This is a genomic window from Gordonia sp. GN26 (assembly GCF_054823965.1).
In genome coordinates, this window is the sequence record NZ_JSYC01000021.1 from 22,537 (window position 1) to 43,107 (window position 20,571).

The following is a 20,571-nucleotide window of genomic DNA, read 5'->3' on the forward strand; positions in this document are numbered from 1 at the left end:
TCGCCGGTCCCCGTGCCGACTCCCGCGACCTGAAAGAAGAAATGACTCATCAGTGTCATCGCTCACCGGGTCGTGCGTGTTTCAGCCTATGCCATCGAGGAGGGTTCCTCCGGGCATCGCGGTCGCCACGCCGACGGGTCCATCCTGAGTGGACGACACGTGTCGCCGCGGCGAAAGGGCTCAGGGTCAGCGGGCGGGCCAGTCGATGCCGTACCGCTCGGCGACCTCGTTGTGGTCGCGGTACAACCGCTTGCGCTCGCGGGTGGGCAACCGGTCGCCGAAGACGATCCCGTTCGTGTGGTCGGTCTCGTGCTGGAGACAGCGGCCCAGGGTGCCGCCCGCGGTGATCTCGATCGGTTCCCCGAATTGGTCCAACCCGCGGCAGGTGGCGGTGTCGGGACGAGCGACGTCGGTGTACGCGCCGGGCAACGACAGGCATCCCTCCCCGTAGGTGACGAGCCGTCGGTCGAGCCCTTCGGGCATTTCGAGAGACGGGTTGACGACGACGCCGGTGCGTCGGGCCCCGGTCTCGTCGGTGCAGTCGTAGACGAAGACCGCGAGGTCGACGTCGATCTGTTGTGCGGCGAGTCCGGCTCCGCGGGCCGCCGTGTTCGTTGCGAACATGTCCGCGAGGAGTTCTTGGAGGTCCGGCCCGAAATCGGTCACCTGTCGCGCCGGGTGGTGCAGGACGTGCCGGCCCCAGCGGACGATCGACCGGGCGGTGCCGAGGCGGAGGAGTTCAGAGACGGGCATGCCGTCCATGTTCCGTCGATGCGTGTCCCGAGGCAATGCCGGTGTACGTCTCACTGATTCGGCGCATCGCCCTGGCAGGTCGCGCGTGTCTCACTTACGGTGGAGGAAACCCGGCGACCGGCTCGTCGGGCTGCAAGGAGGCGTGGTGCGCGGAGACGGCGACGGCTGGGTGATCGATCCCGACGGTTCACGGTACTGGGGTGTCCACGGCGCGGCGGGTCTGCTGCTCCGGGCGCCGCTGGCCGACGGCACGACAGGCGTTCTGCTCCAGCATCGCGCCGCGTGGTCCCACCAGGGCGGAACCTGGGCTCTGCCCGGCGGTGCGCGGGACTCCCACGAGGGTGCCATCGACACCGCGATGCGAGAAGCCGAGGAAGAAGCCGGCATCGACAGTGCGGACCTGCGGGTCGTCGCCGCCGTCGTCACCCACGAGTCACCGGGCGGCTGGACCTACACGACGGTCATCGCCGAGACCGACGAGCCGGTGCGCACGGTCGCCAACTTCGAGTCGACGGAACTGCGCTGGGTCGAAGAACAGCACGTCGATCAGCTCCCGCTGCATCCGGCGTTCGGCCAGGCCTGGCCCACGCTGCGCGAGCGGATCGCCGCACTCGACCCGCAGGGCTAGGAGCCGAGCAGCCGGTTGGCTGCAGAGATCAGGGCGGCGATGTTCGCCTCGTCGCCGGTGCTGCCCTCGCCGAAGGCCCACGCCTGCCGGCCGTTGTTCTCACACAGCAGGAACGTCGCGATCGCCCCGCCGACCTCGCGCTGGTGCAACCGCAGGATCTGAACGGGCGCACCGAGGTCGTACAGGATCGACGTCATCGCGCCGAGCGGTCCGGCGGCGACAGCGCTGCACGACATGATGCGGTCGGCGATCGCGATGGTCGCGCGGCATTCGACGAGGTCCTGCGGCGCCGGTGCGACCGACCACGAGCCGAGGCGGATGGCACCGCCGCATGCGTACTCGTCGGTGAAGTGTTGCCAGCTCATCCCGGTGGCCTCCTCGCGCATACCTGCAGGCAGCGGGCGGCCGAAGTGCTCGGTGACGGGATCCCCCGACGGCGCGGTCGCATGCCCGTGTCGTGAGAAGGATGGGTGAGGCAGATGAAGAAGATGCATCTCGAAAACCGATTTCGATCGAAGAACGGATGACCGACTGGAGCGCGCAACCGACCCGCAGCGGGGGGTCGGTCCGAATCAGACCCCGCTGCGGCGGGTTACGAGCACGCGCTTGATGCACATCATGATCCGTCCAGGCTAGACCGCGGTGTCGGGATCAGGCAAACGGATTTCGCCCCGGCAGGCTGCTCTGAAAGCCGCCCCTGAAAACCACCCCTGGGAACCGCCCTCGAGATGCGCCCTCCAGCGGGCCGCCGACGACGATATGTCCGCGGCCCGGCTGCAGAGGGCGGATGACGGGGGCGCTTTTCAGCAGGTCGGCGCTACAACCGCCCGAGGAGGTCCGCAGCCGCGGCGGCGGGATCGGCGGCGGCGGTGATCGCCCGCACGACGACGATCCGGCGGGCACCCGCGGCAGTCACCTCGGGCACCCGGGGGGCGTCGATCCCGCCGATGGCGAACCACGGCTTGCCGGGGGACGCCTCGGCTGTCGTCGACACCAGGTCGAGGCCCGCGGCGCCGCGACCCGGCTTGGTGGGGGTGGTCCAGCAGGGACCGACGCAGAAGTAGTCGATGTCGGGGTCGGCGGCGGCAGCGGCGGCCTGCTCGGGGTCGTGGGTCGACGCGCCGATGATCGTGTCGGGTCCGACGATCCGGCGCGCCACCTGCGGCGGGAGGTCACCCTGTCCGACGTGGAGGACGTCGGCGCCCGAGAGCGCGGCGATGTCCGCCCGGTCGTTGACCGCGAGCAGCGCACCGTGGGCGTCGACGACGTCCCGCAGCGCGGCGAGGATCTCGAGTTCCTCACGGGCCTCGAGTGTGCCGAACTTCTTCTCGCCCGCCGACCCCTTGTCGCGCAGCTGCACGATGCCGACGCCCCCGGCGAGAGCGGCGCCGACGAACTCGAGCAGGTCGCCGCGCTCACGCCGCGCGTCGGTGCACAGGTAGAGCCGGGTGGAGTCCAGCCGGCGGCGCGATTCGGTGGCACGTGAGTCGGGGGTAGTCGTCACGGCGACCAGGCTAGCCCCGCGCGGGCCGGCCGGGCGTAGGGTGGACCGCGAGAACACACGGGAGCCCGGGCAGGCGGGCTGAGAGTGCGGACCCCTCCGCAGACCGTCGAACCTGATCCGGGTCATTCCGGCGAAGGAAGGTGATCTGACTTGAGCGACACCCCAGCACGATTCGACCCTGCGCTCACCGTCGTCGGCGGTGGCGTCATCGGTCTGACCTGTGCACTCGCCGCCGCCGATGCGGGCTGGCGAGTCCAGGTCATCGACGCCGGTCACGACGAGCGGGCCTCGTGGGTGGCAGGCGGCATGCTCGGTTCGCTCGGCGAGGGTCATCCGGGTGAGGAGGCCGCGCTCGCGCTGTCGGTCGAATCGGTGCGGCGCTGGCCGACGCTGGTGAAGCGCCTCGACGGCCCCGCGATCGTGACGGCCACCGATTCCCTGTTCGTCGCCGGTTCGGCGGCCGACGCCGAGTACCTGCGCCACCTCGCCGACTTCGTCTGGGCCAACCAGCCGCGCACCGACGCCACGCTCAGCGCGGTGACGGGTCGTGAGATCCGTTCGCTGGAGCCGTCATTGAGTTCGCGACTCATCGGCGGGTACCGGGCGGTCGGGGAGTGGTCCATCGACAACCGGCGACTGCTGGGGACCCTGCGCAGCGCCGGAACCGCGGCCGGGGTGCGGTTCACGGAGGCGCGGGTGGAAAGCCTCGCCGACGCGTGCGAACTCACGGGTCCACGAGATCAGATACTCCTCGCCGCCGGACTCGGCACCACGGCATTGCTTCCCGATGTGCGCCTCCACGCGGCGAAGGGCGAGATCCTCCGATTGCGCCGGACGCGATGGTCGGTCCCGCCGCCCGGACACGTGGTCCGTGCCCGACTCCACGGTCGGGCAGTGTACCTGGTCCCGCGCGAGGACGGGATCGTGGTCGGCGCAACGCAATACGAGGCCGGGGACTTTCATGATCACGTCCCGCAGGCCGGCGGCGTGGCGGATCTGCTCGCCGACGCGATCGAGGTCATGCCGGGGCTGCGTACCTACGAACTGACCGAGGCGGGAGCTGGATTACGTCCGTGCACCGCCGACGGCCTACCCATTGTGGAGCGGATCGACGACCGCACGGTGGTCGCGGCCGGCCACGGCCGCAACGGCATCGTCCTCGCACCGGGCACGGCGGACAAGGTGCTCGGGATTCTGGAAGGAGCATCAGCGTGACCATCACCGTGAACGGAGAGGACCTCGACGTCGGCGTCGACGAGTCGGTGAAGGATGTCGTGAGCCGGCTCGGGTTGCCGGACCGCGGGATCGCGGTCGCCGTCGACGGCGCGGTCGTACCGCGCGGACGCTGGTCGTCGCACACGATGACCTCGGGCGCGGTCGTGGAGATCGTGACGGCGGTGCAAGGTGGTTGAGACCGGCATCATCGACGGCGCAGTCGTTTCCGAGGCCGACCCGCTCCGGATCGCCGGACGCGAGTTCTCCTCCCGCCTCATCACCGGAACCGGCGGCGCGACGAATCTCGCGTCCCTCGAGCGTGCACTCGTCGCGTCGGGCACCGAACTCACGACCGTCGCCGTGCGTCGCGTCGATGCCGCGTCCGGAACGGGTGTCTTCGACCTGTTGCGCCGCCTCGACATCGCGGTGCTGCCCAACACTGCCGGATGCCACACCACCGCCGAGGCGGTGCTCACCGCACAGTTGGCACGCGAGGCGTTCGAGACGAATTGGGTCAAACTCGAGGTGGTGGCCGACGATCTCACCCTGATGCCGGATGCCGTCGAACTCGTCGACGCCGCAGCCGCATTGGTGTCCGACGGATTCGTGGTGCTCGCGTACACCAACGACGATCCGGTCCTCGCCGCACGACTCGCCGACCTCGGTGTCGCCGCGGTGATGCCGCTCGGCTCACCGATCGGGACTGGACTCGGAATCCTCAACCCGCACAACATCGAGATGATCGTCGACCACTGTTCCACGGCCTTCGACGATCCGCTGCCGGTGATCCTCGACGCCGGTATCGGTACCGCCAGCGACGCTGCCCGCGCGATGGAACTCGGCTGCGACGGAGTGCTTCTCGCGACCGCCGTCACCCGTGCGGAGAATCCGGAGCGGATGGCGTCGGCGATGCGGCATGCGGTGATCGCCGGGAGGCTCGCCGCACGGGCGGGTCGTATCCCGAAAAGGTTCTGGGCGCAGGCGTCGTCGCCGACGCTGGATCGCGCCTGAGCTGCCCCTGTTGCCCGATCCGAAAGAACGCAACGCACCCAGGTCCGATGCCTGAGGTGCGAGGAGCGTAAGCCGCCGGGCTGAGTAGCGACGAAGGAGCGTATCGAAGTCGACGAGCCGCGAAGGCCTGGTGAGACACCGTCGCCCACCTGACCACCGGTCGACGTCAACCCAACCGGCAGACTTCGATCGACGTCTGCCGGTCGAGTTGAGGTTCGGCAGTCGGGATCTGGGCGCTTTTCAGCGAGCGGACCCTTTCGGCCCTCACGACGGCCGGTTCACCGGACGCGGGTACTTCAGGTGTGAGGAGCGCAAGCCGCCGGGTTGAGTAGCGACGAAGGAGCGTATCGAAGACGACGGGCTTCGGAGGCCTGGTGTGTCGCAACCACCCGGCGGAGCACAGCCCGGCCGCTATGGTCGAGTCGTGTTGCGGGTAACGAATCTGACGAAGGATTTCGGGAGTCAGCGCGCGGTCGACGACCTCACCTTCGAGGTGGGGCCGGGGCGGGTCACCGGCTTCCTGGGCCCCAACGGCGCCGGTAAGTCGACGACGATGCGCATGATGCTCGGACTCGACCGCCCGACCTCGGGGACCGCGACGGTCAACGGCGTGCCGTACCGCGAGCTCGACCATCCGCTGCGACAGGTCGGTGCTCTACTCGATGCACACTGGGTCCACCCCAACCGCAGTGCGCGTTCGCATCTGCGGTGGCTGGCGGCGAGCAACCGGATTCCGAGGTCCCGGGTGGACGAGGTGCTCGAGATCGTCGGGTTGGCGTCGGTGGCCCGGAAGCGTGCCGGAGGGTTCTCGCTCGGTATGTCGCAGCGGCTCGGGCTCGCGGGTGCGCTGCTCGGTGATCCGCACACCCTGCTGTTCGACGAACCGGTCAACGGCCTCGATCCCGAGGGGATCGTGTGGATTCGGGGTTTCATGCGGCAGTTGGCCGCCGAGGGACGCACCGTCCTCGTCTCCAGTCACCTTTTGACCGAGATGTCGCTCACCGCAGACCATCTCGTCGTCATCGGCCGCGGGCGCCTGATCGCCGACTGCTCGGTCGGCGAGTTCACCGGCCGGGCCCGACAGTCGGTGCGGGTGCGCGGGCCCGAACTCGAGAAGCTGCACACCGCACTGGAAGAGGCCGGCCTCGCGCCGGCGCCCGGCGCACCCGATGCCGCGGGACGGCCGGTGATGCGGGTGCCCGACACGACGACCGACCGCGTCGGTGACATCGCCGCCGCGGCAGGCGTGACGCTGCACGAGCTCGCCGCCGAATCGGCCTCGCTGGAGGAGGTGTTCATGTCGATGACCGCACACGCCGTCGACTATCACGGGGGTGACGGCTTCCGGTCCGTGGAACCCGGCCCCGGTGGTCACGGCGGTCAGGGCGGTCACGGCGCCGCGGAAGGGACTCGGTGATGATCGGCCAGGCACTCGCGGCGGTCGACGCCGAACGCATCAAGCTGTCCAGCACCCGGGCCCCGTACTGGTGTCTCGCGATGGTGGTCGTGTTCGGCCTCGGTGTCGCGGTACTTCTCGGTTGGTTGTTGTCCGGTGGTTACGCCGACTCCGCATCGGTCGACACCCGCACCATCGACTATCTGGTCGGCGTGAACCAGTTCGGTGTCGCGGTCTTCGCGATCATGGCCGTTCTCGGCGTCACCACCGAATACCGGTTCGGCACCATCCGGCCCACGTTCGCCGCGGTGCCCCGACGGCCGCTCGTGATCCTCGCCAAGACGGTCGTGTTCGGCGGCCTCACCTTCGTGGTGGCTGCGATCGTGGGTTTCGCCGGGGTCGTGCTGGGCCAGGCGCTCACCGGCAACGGCATCGAGCTCGGTGGCCCGGACACAGTGCGACAGCTTTGGGGCACGCCGGTTTTCGCGTTGTTGTGCGCGCTGATCGGGATTTCGGTGGGCGCCCTCGTGCGGCACTCCGCCGGGGCCGTGGCGATCGTGTTGGGTTGGATGTTCGCGTTCGAACGCATCCTCTCGGTGCTTCCGCGCATCGGTGAGAACGTCACCCCGTTCCTGCCGTTCCTCAACGGGTGGAACTTCTTGTCCGGCGGGGACGACACCTTTCACTGGAATGCGTACGGTTCGTTGGCGTACTTCGCCGCGTTCACCGTAATCCTCTTGACCGCTGCAACTTTCGTGACCAGCGCTCGGGACGCCTAGTTCGCGGACCTCGATTGGCGTGCCACGTCCACGTGCTCAGGGTCGGCGACCGCGCTCCAGGCACGCGATCACCTCATCGTCGTCGACCTGACGGAAGTCCTCGTAGGAGAGTCCTACTGCCTCGAAGGGGTCGGGCATGGTCAGCACGACGACCTCGTCGACGCCGCGATCGATGAGGCGGCCAACCGAATCCGACGGTGCGGTGGGAACGGCCACGATCAGTCGCGCCGCACCGGCCGCGTCGATCGCGTCGATGGCCACCGCCATCGTCGAGCCGGTGGCGAGACCGTCGTCGACGAGCACCACAACCCGGTCCTCGACCTCGACCGGTGGCCGTCCGCCGCGGTAGAGCGCCTCGCGATCGTGCAGGATGCGCCGTTCCCGGTCGGCGACGGCGTCGAACTCGGCACGCGAGACGCCCAGTCGGCGGGGTATGTCGTCGTTGATCACCAGATGACCGGCGGTCAGGGCGCCCATCGCGAACTCCTCATGTCCCGGTGCGCCGACCTTGCGCACGACGAGCGCGTCGAGGTCTCCGTTCGTCGCATCGGCGACCTCGCGTGCGACGGGCACACCGCCGCGGGCCAGCCCGATGACCACCGGTCTCGCCGAACGCGTGTCGTCCCGAGCCCGCAGGACCTCGGCCACCCGCGTGCCGAGCACACGTCCCGCCGCGACCCTGTCGGTGAAAACACCGTCGGTGAAGTCGCGGCCGGACATGTCAGGCCCTCAGATGCGTACCGCGGGACCGACCTCGAGCTTGAAGCTCGGCAGGTCGGCCAGCCCGATGGTGGCCTCGTAGGTGCGGTCGTAGCCGGTGGAGCTGATGCGCCAGCCGTCCTCGGTCCGGCGATACGTGTCGTCGTAGAAGGCGGCCCCGATCAGCATGAACGAGAACTCGGCGACGATAACGCGGTCCTGCAGATACCAACGGCCGCGGGCGGTGTCGCCGGAGACCTCGATCTCGGGGTGGTTCACGCGGTGCTCGGTGATGACCGCGGGACCGACGTTGGCCTCCATGTATCCGACGAGCTCGTCCCGGTTGCCGAAAGACAGGCTCGCGCCGTAGTTTCCGGTCACGTCCTCGGTGAGTGTCGACGCGAACGTCGTCCAGTCCTTGGTGTCGAGTGCCCTCAGGTACCGGTACTTGAGGTTCTCGATCTCACGGAGGTCTTCGCTGTGGTTGCTCACTTGTTCCTCGTTCCGGGCAGGACGCCGGCATCGAGCACGGCCTTGACGATCGGGCGGGTTCGTTCGAGCAACTCGGAGTTGCCCGCCCACAACGACTCTCCGGCGGCGTCGGTGGTCGCCTCGATGTCGTCGTAGACTGCGGCGCCCTGCGCCGTGAGTCGATGGCCGTCGTCGACCCGCTCGGCCAGGCCGGCCTCCACCAGTCGGTCGATGCTGTCCTCCCAGTCCTGTTCGGCGTACCCGCGCGTGAGCAGCACGACGCGCTTGCCCATCACCCGGCGCTTCACCGACGGATCGGGCAGCTGCGCCTCATGGAAGACCGCGGCGTCGAAGCCGTTGAGTCCGTGGAGGACGAGAGCGGCGATGTGATTGTCGCCCCGCCACTCCCGGAGTACGGCGATCGCCTGCCACAGTCGCAGGCGCGGTGTGTCCGGCGTCGGCGCTGACGCCCACGCCGCAGCGAGGGGACGACCGCCGAGCGGTAGGTCGGTGGCGAGCCGGGTGTACTCGGAGGCGAGTTCGTCGAGGAGGGCGTCGTCGGCGGAATCGCCGAGGATCTGCCGCAGGGAATCGTCGAGCATCGCGTGGCGGCGTTCGTGGACCCGGTCGAGGCCGGCGTCGACCGCGGAGTTCCACGACCTGGCGACCAGGTCGGGGTTGAAGTTGTAGAACGCGGCGGAGACGACCGGTGCGGCGCAGGGGCCGAGGGGAGCTCCGCGTGCGCCCACATAGAAGGCGTGGCCGTCGAGACCGGTGTCCTCTTGTGCGGCGCGGAGTCCCGGGTTGAAGTACGCAAGGATGTGGAAAGGCTCGAGGGTTTCGTAGGCGAGGCGGGAGAGCGACTCTGTCGCTGTGGTCGTCATCACCCCACCTTCTCCACCGGTGGAACGGGTGTCAACCACTTCGCGGCGATGGACGCCTGCGATCAGTTGTGGCGCGAGTCCCGGCTACCGACGGATCGATGGTCCGACTCGGGAGCTTCGGGACGCGGTCCGGATTCGTCGCCGCGAGAGCCGGGATCGTCCGGGTCGCTGCGGAACTCCGCTTCGAACGCATCCGGGTCGAACTCCTCGGGGTCGAACTCCTCGGAACCCAGTTCTTTGGAACCCGACTCATCGGACTCGGAGTCCTCCGGCTCCTCGCGCCCGCGACGCCAGCCGCCCTTCATCGGCGGCGCCTCGCCGAGATGATCGGGGTCGACCGAGCCGTACCAGGCCACCAGCACGGCGCCGATGACGGCGCCGACGAAGCCGAGGATGGCGAGCCAGCCGAGTCCGGGCTTGGCCGTGTCCTCGAGGAACACGACGCCGACCAGGCTCGGTCCGGCGGTCTCGCCGACCACCAGTACCGCGGTGACGCCGTTGACGGCGCCGAGCTGGAGCGCAACGGTCTGGATGTAGAAGCCGACCGCGCCGGCCGCGGCGATGGTCCACGCCGCCGGGTCGGTCAGCAGGGCGACCGGATCGAACGGGTCGACCCCGTCGAGGATGCGGACCGCGATGGCGATGATGCCGAACAGCAGACCCGCGGCGGCGCCACCGACGATGGCGCCGGCGGCCGAACCCAAGTTGTAGACGGCGACGAGCGCGAAGGCGCACAGCGCGACGGTGGCGAGGAACAGGCCCCAGTGGAAACCGACCTCTTCGCCGCCGCCGGTGTGGTGCGACGAGGAGACACCGAGCAGGCACAGCGACATCACGACGAGCCAGATGGCGACCCATTCGCGGGTGTGCAGGGCGATGTTGAGGATGATCGTGCCGAGGAGTGCGGTGACGACGAGGTTCGCGGACACGATGGTCTGCGACAGGAAGAGCGGCAGGAAACGCGCGGCGAGTGCGCCGCCGGCGAAACCGAAGACGACCATCGTGGTGCCGAGGATGAAGGCGGGATCGACGAAGGTCGACATCGTCGAGGAGATGGTGGGTGCACCGTTCTCGTTGGTGATGCCCTTGCCCTCTTCGGCGGCGGCCGCGGCGACACGACGCGCTCCGAGCGCGCGGAGTACCGTCGACATCCCATAGGCGACCGCCGCAAGGCATGCGGCGATGACGCCGACCACGAACAGTTGCATGCCTCCTCCAACTCGGTCCGGAACCCCGTTCCAGGGGTGATCCGGTCCGTCGCCCATCCCGACCGCGTGCCACTACAAGTCTGACCGGTACAGAGACCGGTCCTGCGGAAACTAACAGGACGAACCGTCAGATCGGTACCGAATATTCCCGCAGTGTCCGATTCCATTCAACAGTCGTAGGAACCGACGCTCCGCATTCGGGTCCCCGGTACCCCTAGACTCTGTCGGGTGGACAGCGCCGGAAGAGCTCATGTACTGATCACCTTCGGTCGGTCGTTCCTTTCCCTGGAACTCGCACGACTCATGGCCGCGGGTGGACACCGGGTCACGACTGTCGACTCGATTCCCGTCGCGATCAGCAGATTCTCCAACGCGGTGGGCGAATTCCACCGGGTTCCGCCGCCGAAGTTCGAACCGCTCGAATACTGCCGTGCGCTCGCGCGGATCGTCGAGGAGAACGACGTCGACATGGTGATCCCGGTCCATGAGGAGACCGACATCATCGCGATGCTCGCGGAATTGTTCCCGCCGACGTGCCGGCTCTTCCTCTCCGATTTCGACATCGAGAACCGGCTGCACCACAAGTACGAATTCCAAGAACTTCTCGTCGAACTCGGAATCCCCACCCGCAAGTTCGCGCGGGTCGCCGGACCCGAGGACGCGGGTTCGCTCGACTTCGACAAGCCCTTCGCACTCAAGCGGTGTTACTCGCGCGGTTCGCAGAAGGTGCACAAGGTGCAACCGGGGGATCCGCTCACCTGGCTCGAACACGACGAGCAGAACCCGTGGGTCGCGCAGGAGTGGGTGTCGGGCGACAAATACTGCACCTACTCGGTGTGCCACGAGGGCCGGATCTACGCGCACGCCACCTATCCGGTCGACTACGCCATCGACGGCAGCTCATGCCTGAACTTCCGGTCCGTCGACCATCCGCGTATCCAGGCGTGGGTCGCCGACATCGTCAAGCGCGTCAACTTCACCGGGCAGATCGGCTTCGACTTCATCGAGGACGGGCCGGACAAGGATCTGTTCTGCATCGAGTGCAATCCACGTGCGACGAGCGGCATCATGATGTTCTCCCCGGAGGACGGCGTGGATCGTGCCTTCCTCGGCACCTCGGACCCCGATGCCGAGATCATCACGCCCGCACCCGGTGTCGACAAGATGATCGGGCTCGGCATGATGCTCTACGGATGGCGCGCGCCGTCCCGGAAGGGTCGGTCGTTCCGACAGTTCGCGCGCGACTTCCGCGGCGCGTCGGACGTGATCACCCGGTCCGGAGACCAGAAGCCGGCGGTCCTGCTCCCGCTCGCCTACGCGGGCATCCTCCGCAGCTGCGTGAAGTACCGGGTCGGGCTCGCCGAGGGCTTCATGCACGACCACGAGTGGGACGGTCTGCGGATCAGCCTCTGAATCCGGTCATCGACGGCGTTCCGCTCGATGTCCTCCAGATGTGCGACACGATCTCTTGACCTGGCGGCGTAGACTCGAAACCTAGCACCACCTGCGGCGATGGGTCACGTGAGCGGGGTTCGGTGTGGGGGAAACGTGCTCGAGGGGGCTCGCTATGTACACATCCAAGATCACTCGTCGTCTGACCGTCGGGATCACCACTGTCGCCGCGGCAGGGGCACTCGCATTCGCCGGTGCGCCGATGGCCGCAGCGGCGCCGGTGGAGGCGCAACCCGTCGTGGGCTCCGCGGCGCTCTGCTTCGGTGTCCCGTTGGGTTCGCTGTCGTTCAACATCTGCATCTGACGGCACGACGATCGCGTCCCGGGGGCCGATGGTCCCCGGGGCGTGGCAATTCCGTGCCGCTGACGTGCGGAAGTCCTGCTCGGGCAGTGATTCCGGACGTACGATTCACCGATGACGTCGACGACGCCCGAGGTTGACACCGGTACGGCACCGGCACGCGCGCGTGCCATCCTCGTCGCACTGATCCTCGTTGCGGGCGTGGCCAACATCAATCTCGCGGTGGCCAACGTCGCGTTGCCGGACATCGGCAAGGATCTCGACGCCAGTTCGACGCAACTCAACCTCATTGCGGTCGGGTATTCGCTGGGTCTCGCCGCGTCGGTGTTGTACTTCGGTGCGCTCGGAGATCGCCACGGCCGCAAGCGAATGCTCGTGTTCGGCATGGCGCTGTCGATTCCGGCGTCGCTGGTGGCCGGTTTCGCGCCGAACGTCGAGGTCCTGTTCGGTGCCCGTCTGGTCGGCGGTATCGCGGCCGGGTTGGCCTTCCCGACGACCCTCGCGGTGATCACCGCGCTGTGGTCGGGGCCGAAGCGCACCCGGGCGATCGCCGCCTGGTCGGCGTTCGGCGGCGCGATCTCCGCTCTCGGCCCGGTGATGTCGGGTGGTCTGCTGGAGGTGTTCGACTGGCATTCGGTGTTCCTGGTGACCCTGCCGCTGGCGGTCCTCGCGCTGGCGGCGGCGTGGTGGCTGGTGCCCGACGACACCGGTGACGAGGCAGCGGTCGTCGACAACCTCGGCGGCATCGTCTCGATCGTGATGGTCGGGGCGCTGGTCCTCGCGATCAACTTCGCGCCCAACAGCGATCAACGACTGCAGGTCTACATCCTCGCCGCGATCGCGGTCGTCGCCGGCGCCGGATTCGTGTGGCGCCAACTCCGCGTGCGTGTTCCGCTCTTCGATCTCCGCATCGCGTCCCGTCGGACCTTCTGGGTCGCGGCGCTCGGCGGACTTATCGTCTTCGGCACGCTCATGGGCGCGATGTTCATCGGCCAGCAGTACATGCAGAACGTGCTCGGTTACTCGACACTCGCCGCGGGTGCGACGATCCTGCCGGCCGCCGGAGCGATGGTCGTCGTCGCGCCGCGGTCAGCCGAACTGGTGCACAGCATGGGATCTCGGTTCACCCTGCTGTCCGGGTACGCCTTCATCGTGCTCGGGCTGGTGTTCGCCATGCTCACCTGGGACGAGCACGCCCACTTCTGGCACGTCGGGCTCGTCTACGTCCTCGTCGGCATCGGCGTGGGCCTGGCCGGCACTCCGGCGTCGCAGTCGCTCACCGGGTCGGTGCCCGTCCAACGCGCGGGCATGGCGTCGAGCATGTCGGACCTGCAACGCGACCTCGGCGGAGCGGTCCTGCAGTCGACGCTCGGCGCGATCCTGACGGCCGGTTACGCCAACCAGTTGCGGGAGACGATCGCGAACTCCCCGCAGGCGAGTCAGGTCACCGAACAGACCGAGGCGGCGCTGACCAAGTCCTTCTCCAGCGCAGAGATCCTCGCCGAGCGTTATCCGCAGTACGCCGATCAGATCATCGGCGCCGCCCGGGACGCCTTCGTGCACGGGGACAACCGCGCCTACGGCGCCGCCGCGGCGATCGTGCTGGTGGGCGCGGCCATCGTGTTCTTCTTCTACCCGGATCACGACGACGAGCGCGCGGCCATGGCCGAGTACGCGAAACAGCACAGCCTCTGAGGTGTTCCCGGCCGGTGCGGGAAATGGTAGGGAAAGTGAGCACGCCCGTGTTCTCATTGAGTCATGGAGCGGATACCGACTGATCTGGTGAATCCCGATCTGGCCGTGCAGCGATACGGGAAGGCCGGACGGGTCTGGCTCGACCAGATGTGGCTCGCCGACCCGCTCGCCGACGCGGTGGCGGCGGACTCGCATCCGGGCGGGTCGACGACCTCGGTGCTCCGACAGGCGCTCACCTCCGGGATCTCCTCGCTCGACGAGTCCACCGAGTCGATGCGGGCCCTGTTCGCCTTTCTCGACGACGAGCCGGCCTGGGTCGACCACGATCGGATGGCCCGGGCCGCGGATGCCCTCATCGTGAACACCGCACCGCTCGGCATCGTCCTGGGCGCGGCCTCACTGGTGCGCGGTGCGGGAAACACGATCGCCGCCAAACCCCTTGCGATCACCGGACGCTATGTGTCACAACCGGCGTTGCGGTCGGTGGAGGTCGGGGAGTGGCTGAGTCAGGTGATCACCCCGGGCGGGATGCGCCGCGACGGAGGCGGTTTCGCCTACACCGTGCGGGTCCGCATGATTCATGCGCACGTACGGCAGATGCTGTGGAAGCGCGGGGACTGGGACGAGAAATCCTGGGGTGTACCGATTCCGCAGCCGTACATGGCCTTCACGATCGCCGAGTTCGGCCATATCGCGATCGACGCGATGCACACCCTCGGAGTCCGGTTCACCGACCGCGAACTCGATGACATCTACCATCTCTGGCGTTACGTCGGCCATGTCGTCGGCATGAGTCCCGAGCTCAATCCGCGGTGCGCGGCCGATCATGTCCGCATCGAGGAGCTGTACCGCCTGACGTCACCGGGACCGGGGCCCGACGATCACGACTTCGTGGTCGCGCTCACCGAGGACTACCTCGTCCCCGAGCTCGCCAACGTACTGCCCGGCCCGCGAATCCTGCGAGATCGGTTGGCCACCAACCTCATGTACGGGTTGCAGCGGGTGTTCATCGGCGACCACGACGCCGATGCCCTGGGCATCCCGGACGGGAAGGCCAAACACGTTCTCGGCCGGGTCGGCCCGGTTCTCGCGCTCGCCGGATCGGCGCAGCGAGTCGGCGGCGCTCGGCGCGCTCGTCGTCGGGTCGAGAAGGCCTACCGCGTGCGCGAGGCCGAGATGGCCCGGATGCGCGACGACTACCAGGTCACCCACGGCCTGGTCGATGCGGCCGCCGACTCCGCATCGTCGGGCCAGCCCCCGGCCGACGGTTCGACCGCTCAGCCGCCGAATGCGCCTGCCGCGGTGACGTCCTCGGTCAGGCAGTAACCGATCGATGCGGGCTGCGCGAAGGTCCACTTCGTCTGATCATCCGGGCAGCTGATCGACCCGTCACCGCGGCTGACCGTCTTGGCGATGACCGTGTTCTCGACCGGGGAGGCGCCACATTCGACCTCGCGGTAGTCCGCGAGCTTCCCGCCGTTGATCGGGATCTGGTAGCAGGTGTCGGTCGCGAAATTCGGTGTCATGCACAGTTTCTGGTCGCCACCGGCAAAGGTGAGGGTCGAGGTGTAGTCGGCGGTGCATTCCGAGTCGGACGCCACCTTGTCGGCGGCGAAGAAGGTGAGGCCCTCGGTGCCCTCGCAGTCCTCCTTGGTGGCCTTCACCTTGCCCTCGCCGGCCTCCTCGCCGATCTGCAGGCACTCGCCGACGTCGATGTCGGAGGCCTCCTCGACGGTCTGGGAGCCGATGCTGAAGCTGCAGGCCGCGAGGGCGCTGAAGCACAGACAGGCGACGATGACGGTGGCACGCCGGCCGATCTGCCACAGCGGGCGTCGGGGGCCGGGAATCGGACCGATCTGCGCGTGGTTCATCTGCGCGTTCTCGAGGTGGACGGTGTCGGGCTGGGTGTTCTGCGGGCGGGACATACGGTTTCCTCTCCTGGGCGGTCATCGTCCGGGATGCCGGAGGCGGTCGACCGCGGGGGTTCGTGTGACAGGAGAAAGAATCGCCCGGTCCGCTTGCGGGGAACTTGGGGTCGACTTGTCCGGGTCTTGGACCGTCTTGGACCGGATTGGACCGTCACGGCCGGAGCCGCCGGGCAGAGTCTTCGTCGGGGTGTCAGCGCTGTGCGAGCGACGCGTCGAGTGCCTGGAGCTGTTCCGGCCGGACGTCGCGGAGCACGGCCATGGTGGCGGTGACGGCGAGGTCGCAGGCCTCGTCGATGCCGGCGCCGTCGACGATGAGCGCACGATGCGCGACGTCGAGGCTCATGCCGAGCAGCAGCGACGCGAGGGTATCCGCGCTGGCGGCGATCCCGGCGCCGCGCTCGGCGTAGTTCTTCCGCAGTCGTGCGGAGATCCTCGGTTCGAGAGCGGCGTACAGGCGGCGGTTGCCCTGGCCCGCGCTGTGTCCCATGAGGACCCGCAGGCCTGCGGGGTGGTTCCGGGCGTAGTCGAACAGGGATTGCACCGAGTAGCGGGCTCGCGCCCCGTGCGGCATGTCCTCGCTCTCGTCGTAGACGCGGAACATGAACGAGGTGAAGGTGTCGAGCTCGCGGCTGATCACGCGGGCGACGAGATCATCGCGGGATCCGAAGTGTGCGTAGAGCGTCACCCGGGTGGTCCCACCGCGCTCGGCGATGGCGGTCATCGTCGCGCGGTCGGCGCCCACCTCGGCGATCACCTCGCAGGCCGCATCGAGAAGTTGCTCGTCGGTCGGGCGATTCCGGGTGCTGCGCGCCGGGCGTTCGTGCTTGGCGCGTCCCCCGGAGGACCGTTCGGTCCCCTCTGCAGATCGATCGTCGGCGGTGACCACGGCGTCCCCGGATTCGTCGGTGGTGGCGTTCGTCGTGTCCGGTCTCAGGAGGCCTGTTCCTCTATGGTGCGACCGAAGTACGCGGCCTCCACCTTGTCCCGTCGGCTACGAAGTTCGGTGGCACTCGCCGACAGGGCCACCCGGCCGTGATGGAGGACGATCGCCGAGTCCGCGATCCCGAGGGCGAGGTCGATGTGCTGCTCGACGAGGACCACGGCCATCTGGTGTTCGTCGGCGAACGAGCGGAGCCGCGGGAGCAGATCCTGCACGGCGACCGGAGACAGGCCGAGACTCATCTCGTCGATGAGCAGAACCCGCGGACGCGCGAGCAATGCCTTGGCCAGGGCGAGCATCTGTTGCTCACCGCCGGAGAGGTTGCCGCAATGGCGCGAGCGCATGGTCTTGAGCTTCGGGAAGTACCCGAAGACCGTGTCGAGGTCGGTTCCGTTCTTGCGCTTGGCCAATCGCAGGTTGTCCGAGACCGACAGCTTGTGGAAGAGGCCGCGGGTGTCGGGGACCAGGGTCACGCCGCGGCGGGCGTTGCGTTCGATGTGATGGTCGATCGGCTCCCCGAGCGCGGTCACGGAGCCCGACATCAGCGGAAGGGCGCCGACGGTGGCGAGCAGGGTGGTCGTCTTGCCTGCGCCGTTCGGTCCGAGCAGGGCCAGGATCTCCCCGGCGCGGACCGAGGCACTCAGGCCGCGCACGGCCGGCACCCCGCCGTAACCGACGGTGATGTCGTCGAGTTCGAGGACGGGGGTGGCCGAGGAGGCGTCGGACGGCGTGCTCATCGGTTCTCCTCGGACGAGGTCGGTTCGGTTTCGGTTGCCAGATCTGTTGATTCGATGAATGTCCCGGACGCGTCGAGTTCGGCGACCGCATCCGGGTCCACCTCCGGGCTGCCCAGGTACGCGGAGATCACCGCCGGATCGTCCTGGATGGCCGCGGGTGTGCCACTGGCGATGACCTTCCCGAAGTCGAGCACGTAGAGGCGGTCGCAGACGTCGAGGACCAGCGACATGTCATGGTCGATGAGGAGGATGCCTATGCCGGTGGCGGCGATGCGACGCAGTTCGGCACCGAAGTCGCGGCTCTCGTGGGTGTCGAGGCCGGCCGCGGGCTCGTCGAGGAGGACGAGTCGGGTCCCGCCGACCAGGGCCCGGGCCACGCCCACCAGTTTCTGTTGTCCCAGGGTGAGTTCGCCGGGAAGCTGATCGGCGGCGTCGCGCAGACCGACGAGATCGAGTGCGTGGTCGATGGTCTCGGCAGGCGGCCGTGAACCGTTGATCACGTCCGACAGCATCGCGCGCAGGCCGACGGGTTGAACGGCGACGGCAAGGTTCTGGGAGACGGTGAGGTCGGTGAACAACTCGCCGGCCTGCCAGGTGCGTGCCATCCCCGCCCGCCGCCGACGGTGCGGGGAGGACTTCTCCAGGCGTTCACCGGCCAGCGACACGGCGCCCGTGGCCTTGGTGAATCCGGTGACGGCGTCGACGAAGGTGGTCTTGCCCGCACCGTTGGGACCGATCAGGCCGACGATCTCTCCGGCGCCGACCGTGATGTCGACGTCGGAGTTGGCGCTGACACCGCCGTAGCGGACGGAGAGTCCATCGGTTCGGAGCAGGGTGGTCCGTTCCAGGACGGTCGACTCAGACATGGGCACCTGCCTCTGCGCTCTGCGCCGCGCCGGGCGCCTCGGGTTGGGGCTCCGGTTCTCGGCGGTGCCGGAGGGCCCGGATGCGGTCACCGAATTCCGACGCCGCGCCGGCCACGCCGACGGGGTTCATCACCGCCATCAGCAGGAGGCTCCCCGCGGCGATGAGTTCGTAGTACTCGCCGAAACTCAGTGTCTGGGTGAGGAACACATAACCGACGCCGAGGGGGCCGATGATGCCCGCGATGACGGCACCGGCGAACGAGGTGATGCCGCCGACGTAGGTCATCGCCAGCAGGGTCAGGCCGATCATGACGGTGAACGAGCCGGCCGAGAGCTGGCCGCGGCTGTAACCGATGAGGCAACCACCGATGCCGGCGAGGAAGGCCGACAGAGCGAAACCGAGGAGTTTGGTTGCGGCGACGTTGATCCCGACCGATGCGGCCGCGCGCTCGTTGGAACGGACCGCCAGGAACGCGCGGCCGGTCGAGCCGCCCATGAACCGCAGGACCACGAGGGTGGCGATCGCGACGACGACGAGAACCATCAGCGCGAACCGCAGGGTGACGAGGTTGGTGCCGTCGCGAACACCGAGGTCGATGCCGAAGAGGGTCGGGTCGGCGATCATGTTGCCCTCGAACGCGGTGATGGCCGGGTTGTTGAACACGAAGCTCTGGATCGCCAGCGCCGCGGCCAGGGTCACCACCGCGAGCTGCGCGCCGCGGATGCGGAGCGCCGGGACGCCGACCAGCACGCCGAGGCCGGTGGCGATCAGCGCGGCGAACAGCATGCTGAACGGGAACGGCACATTCCAGTTGGTGGTCAGCTTCGACAGCGCGAAACCGGCGGCACCGGCAAATGCCATGGACGCCAACGATATCTGACCGAGATAGCCGGTCAACAGGACCAGCGAGAGCGCGATGAGCGAGAGGATCACCGAGGTGACCACGCCGAACCGCCAGGTACCGGAGGTGAGCAGGATGGCGATGACGACGGCCGCGATGATCGCCACCGTCGGGACGACCCGGATACGGGGTATGCGCACCGCCGGCATGCGGACCTCGCCGAGCGAACCACGCGACGGGATACGTCCGCCGAGAAGGAACAGCGCGACCACCACGATGACGAAGGGCACGGCGTCGCCGAGGCCGGCCTGCGCCCACTCCGGCCACCAGGTCTTGGTGGCGAGCCACGAGATGACCGACTGGAAGGCGCCGAGTACAAGACCTGCCGCGCAGGCGATCCCGAAGGAGGTGAGCCGGCCGACGAGGGCGACGGCGAGCGCCGGGATGACGAAGAAGGTGTAGCTGGTGACGGTCAGGCCGATGGTGAACGAGGCCAGCACGACGATGAGGCCGGTGGCCGCGCCGGTGATGACCCACACGACGGCGGCGAGGCGGTCGGGGGAGTAACCCGACAGGCGGGCGGCCAGTTCGTCCTCGGAACCTGCGCGCGTCGCGACGCCGAGTGTGGTGAGACGGAAGTAGGCCCACAGCAGCAGGGACACCGAGATGGCGACGCCGGCGAGGATCAGGTCGGAGACGTTGACGACGGCACCGGCGATCTCCACGGTGTTCTCGGGCAGGATCGATTGGGCGAAAAGGTTTTCCGTGTCGAAGCGCAGCTGGACGAGAGCCTGCAGGAACAGCATGAGCCCGACGGATGCGACAACCTGTGCCAGCACGGGCGCGTGTCGGAGGGGGCGGAAGACGAGGACGTGGGCGAGCAGCGCCCAGATCACCGCACTGACCACGCCGAGGAGCAGCGCGAGTTCCATCGACGCGGGGTCGTCCTCACTGCCGAGACTCAGCGTGCCGATGGGCAGGACGAGGCTGCCGTCGGTGCGCAGCGCGGCGACGAGGTAGACCGAGTAGAGGCCGATGGCGCCTTGGGCGAAGTTGATGATGCCGGTGGCGGCGTAGATGCCGACCAGGGACGAGGCGAGTACCGAGTAGATGGCACCCGCGGCTAGCCCGAGGAAGGCGAACTGGAGGAATTGGCCCATGTGGCAACTCATTCGTTCGGCGCGTGCGCATTACACGCGGACGGATCGCGCGGACGGGTGGGTGGTGGGATGGGCCCCGGGGAGGGGCCCATCCCTACCGTG

General features: G+C 68.3%; 22 protein-coding genes and 1 riboswitch. Of the genes, 10 read left to right on the top strand and 12 right to left on the bottom strand.

Annotation, left to right across the window (positions count from 1 at the left end; genetic code table 11):
- Positions 1–186: 186 nt before the first annotated feature.
- Positions 187–753, bottom strand: coding sequence for a peptide deformylase (def, locus tag OK17_RS07470; RefSeq protein ID WP_232717720.1), 567 nt, complete (start codon positions 751–753; stop codon positions 187–189).
- Positions 754–898: 145 nt separating this feature from the next.
- On the opposite strand from def, the gene OK17_RS07475 reads away from it, so the two are divergent.
- Positions 899–1,381, top strand: coding sequence for an NUDIX hydrolase (locus tag OK17_RS07475; RefSeq protein ID WP_232717721.1), 483 nt, complete (start codon positions 899–901; stop codon positions 1,379–1,381).
- Here the strand turns inward: OK17_RS07475 and OK17_RS07480 are convergent.
- Together OK17_RS07480 and thiE are read right to left on the bottom strand one after the other, a co-directional pair.
- Entirely contained in the window at positions 1,378–1,746 is a 369-nt protein-coding gene (locus OK17_RS07480; protein WP_461417077.1) for a hypothetical protein, read from the bottom strand. The genes OK17_RS07475 and OK17_RS07480 overlap by 4 nt on opposite strands.
- A 452-nt stretch (positions 1,747–2,198) precedes the next feature.
- Positions 2,199–2,885 carry a thiamine phosphate synthase gene (gene thiE / locus OK17_RS07485; RefSeq protein WP_461417078.1) on the bottom strand — a complete coding sequence of 229 codons (687 nt, stop codon included), beginning with the start codon at positions 2,883–2,885 and terminating at the stop codon, positions 2,199–2,201.
- Positions 2,886–2,932: 47 nt separating this feature from the next.
- Positions 2,933–3,042, top strand: a riboswitch (TPP riboswitch).
- Between thiE and thiO the strand changes: the two genes are divergently transcribed.
- The 5 genes from thiO to OK17_RS07510 all read left to right on the top strand — a co-directional run bounded on the left by thiO (position 3,036) and on the right by OK17_RS07510 (position 7,286).
- The gene (thiO, locus tag OK17_RS07490; RefSeq protein ID WP_461417079.1) at positions 3,036–4,100 is read left to right on the top strand and encodes a glycine oxidase ThiO; all 1,065 of its coding nucleotides are present in this window, start codon (positions 3,036–3,038) and stop codon (positions 4,098–4,100) included. (Overlaps the previous riboswitch by 7 nt.)
- Positions 4,097–4,297 carry a sulfur carrier protein ThiS gene (thiS, locus tag OK17_RS07495; protein WP_461417080.1) on the top strand — a complete coding sequence of 67 codons (201 nt, stop codon included), beginning with the start codon at positions 4,097–4,099 and terminating at the stop codon, positions 4,295–4,297. Before thiO ends, thiS begins: the two co-directional genes overlap by 4 nt.
- On the top strand, positions 4,290–5,111 hold the full coding sequence (gene thiG / locus OK17_RS07500) for a thiazole synthase (protein ID WP_461417081.1): 822 nt from the start codon (positions 4,290–4,292) through the stop codon (positions 5,109–5,111). Before thiS ends, thiG begins: the two co-directional genes overlap by 8 nt.
- A gap of 424 nt (positions 5,112–5,535) precedes the next feature.
- On the top strand, positions 5,536–6,528 hold the full coding sequence (locus OK17_RS07505) for an ABC transporter ATP-binding protein (RefSeq protein WP_461417082.1): 993 nt from the start codon (positions 5,536–5,538) through the stop codon (positions 6,526–6,528).
- Positions 6,528–7,286, top strand: coding sequence for an ABC transporter permease (locus tag OK17_RS07510; protein WP_461417083.1), 759 nt, complete (start codon positions 6,528–6,530; stop codon positions 7,284–7,286). Before OK17_RS07505 ends, OK17_RS07510 begins: the two co-directional genes overlap by 1 nt.
- A 36-nt stretch (positions 7,287–7,322) precedes the next feature.
- On the opposite strand, the gene OK17_RS07515 is transcribed toward OK17_RS07510, so the two are convergent.
- The 4 genes from OK17_RS07515 to OK17_RS07530 form a co-directional block, all read right to left on the bottom strand.
- Complete coding sequence (locus tag OK17_RS07515; RefSeq protein ID WP_461417084.1) at positions 7,323–8,006, bottom strand: phosphoribosyltransferase; 684 nt, start codon at positions 8,004–8,006, stop codon at positions 7,323–7,325.
- 9 nt (positions 8,007–8,015) lie between these two features.
- Positions 8,016–8,477 carry a nuclear transport factor 2 family protein gene (locus OK17_RS07520; RefSeq protein ID WP_461417085.1) on the bottom strand — a complete coding sequence of 154 codons (462 nt, stop codon included), beginning with the start codon at positions 8,475–8,477 and terminating at the stop codon, positions 8,016–8,018.
- Entirely contained in the window at positions 8,474–9,340 is an 867-nt protein-coding gene (locus OK17_RS07525) for an SCO6745 family protein (RefSeq protein ID WP_461417086.1), read from the bottom strand. The genes OK17_RS07520 and OK17_RS07525 overlap by 4 nt, the downstream gene beginning before the upstream one ends.
- Before the next feature lie 62 nt (positions 9,341–9,402).
- Positions 9,403–10,548, bottom strand: a complete 1,146-nt coding sequence (locus OK17_RS07530) for an EamA/RhaT family transporter (RefSeq protein ID WP_461417087.1) — start codon at positions 10,546–10,548, stop codon at positions 9,403–9,405.
- A gap of 228 nt (positions 10,549–10,776) precedes the next feature.
- Here OK17_RS07530 and OK17_RS07535 point away from each other — a divergent pair, with 228 nt between their 5' ends.
- The 4 genes from OK17_RS07535 to OK17_RS07550 all read left to right on the top strand — a co-directional run bounded on the left by OK17_RS07535 (position 10,777) and on the right by OK17_RS07550 (position 15,322).
- Entirely contained in the window at positions 10,777–11,961 is a 1,185-nt protein-coding gene (locus tag OK17_RS07535) for an ATP-grasp domain-containing protein (protein WP_461417088.1), read from the top strand.
- A 154-nt stretch (positions 11,962–12,115) separates the two neighbouring features.
- A complete protein-coding gene (locus OK17_RS07540; protein WP_461417089.1) occupies positions 12,116–12,304 on the top strand; it encodes a hypothetical protein in 189 nt (62 codons plus the stop codon).
- Between the two features lie 111 nt (positions 12,305–12,415).
- Complete coding sequence (locus OK17_RS07545) at positions 12,416–13,996, top strand: MFS transporter (RefSeq protein WP_461417090.1); 1,581 nt, start codon at positions 12,416–12,418, stop codon at positions 13,994–13,996.
- 63 nt (positions 13,997–14,059) lie between these two features.
- A complete protein-coding gene (locus OK17_RS07550) occupies positions 14,060–15,322 on the top strand; it encodes an oxygenase MpaB family protein (RefSeq protein WP_232717735.1) in 1,263 nt (420 codons plus the stop codon).
- Here OK17_RS07550 and OK17_RS07555 read toward each other — a convergent pair.
- The 5 genes from OK17_RS07555 to OK17_RS07575 form a co-directional block, all read right to left on the bottom strand.
- Entirely contained in the window at positions 15,274–15,921 is a 648-nt protein-coding gene (locus tag OK17_RS07555) for a pyridine nucleotide-disulfide oxidoreductase (protein ID WP_461417091.1), read from the bottom strand. The two genes, OK17_RS07550 and OK17_RS07555, sit on opposite strands and share 49 nt — an antisense overlap.
- 193 nt (positions 15,922–16,114) lie before the next feature.
- The gene (locus OK17_RS07560) at positions 16,115–16,810 is read right to left on the bottom strand and encodes a TetR/AcrR family transcriptional regulator (protein WP_461417092.1); all 696 of its coding nucleotides are present in this window, start codon (positions 16,808–16,810) and stop codon (positions 16,115–16,117) included.
- Between the two features lie 44 nt (positions 16,811–16,854).
- Entirely contained in the window at positions 16,855–17,601 is a 747-nt protein-coding gene (locus OK17_RS07565; RefSeq protein ID WP_232717738.1) for an ABC transporter ATP-binding protein, read from the bottom strand.
- Complete coding sequence (locus tag OK17_RS07570; RefSeq protein WP_232717739.1) at positions 17,598–18,467, bottom strand: ABC transporter ATP-binding protein; 870 nt, start codon at positions 18,465–18,467, stop codon at positions 17,598–17,600. The genes OK17_RS07565 and OK17_RS07570 overlap by 4 nt, the downstream gene beginning before the upstream one ends.
- Positions 18,460–20,469, bottom strand: a complete 2,010-nt coding sequence (locus tag OK17_RS07575; protein WP_461417093.1) for an ABC transporter permease — start codon at positions 20,467–20,469, stop codon at positions 18,460–18,462. The genes OK17_RS07570 and OK17_RS07575 overlap by 8 nt, the downstream gene beginning before the upstream one ends.
- Positions 20,470–20,571: the final 102 nt, after the last annotated feature.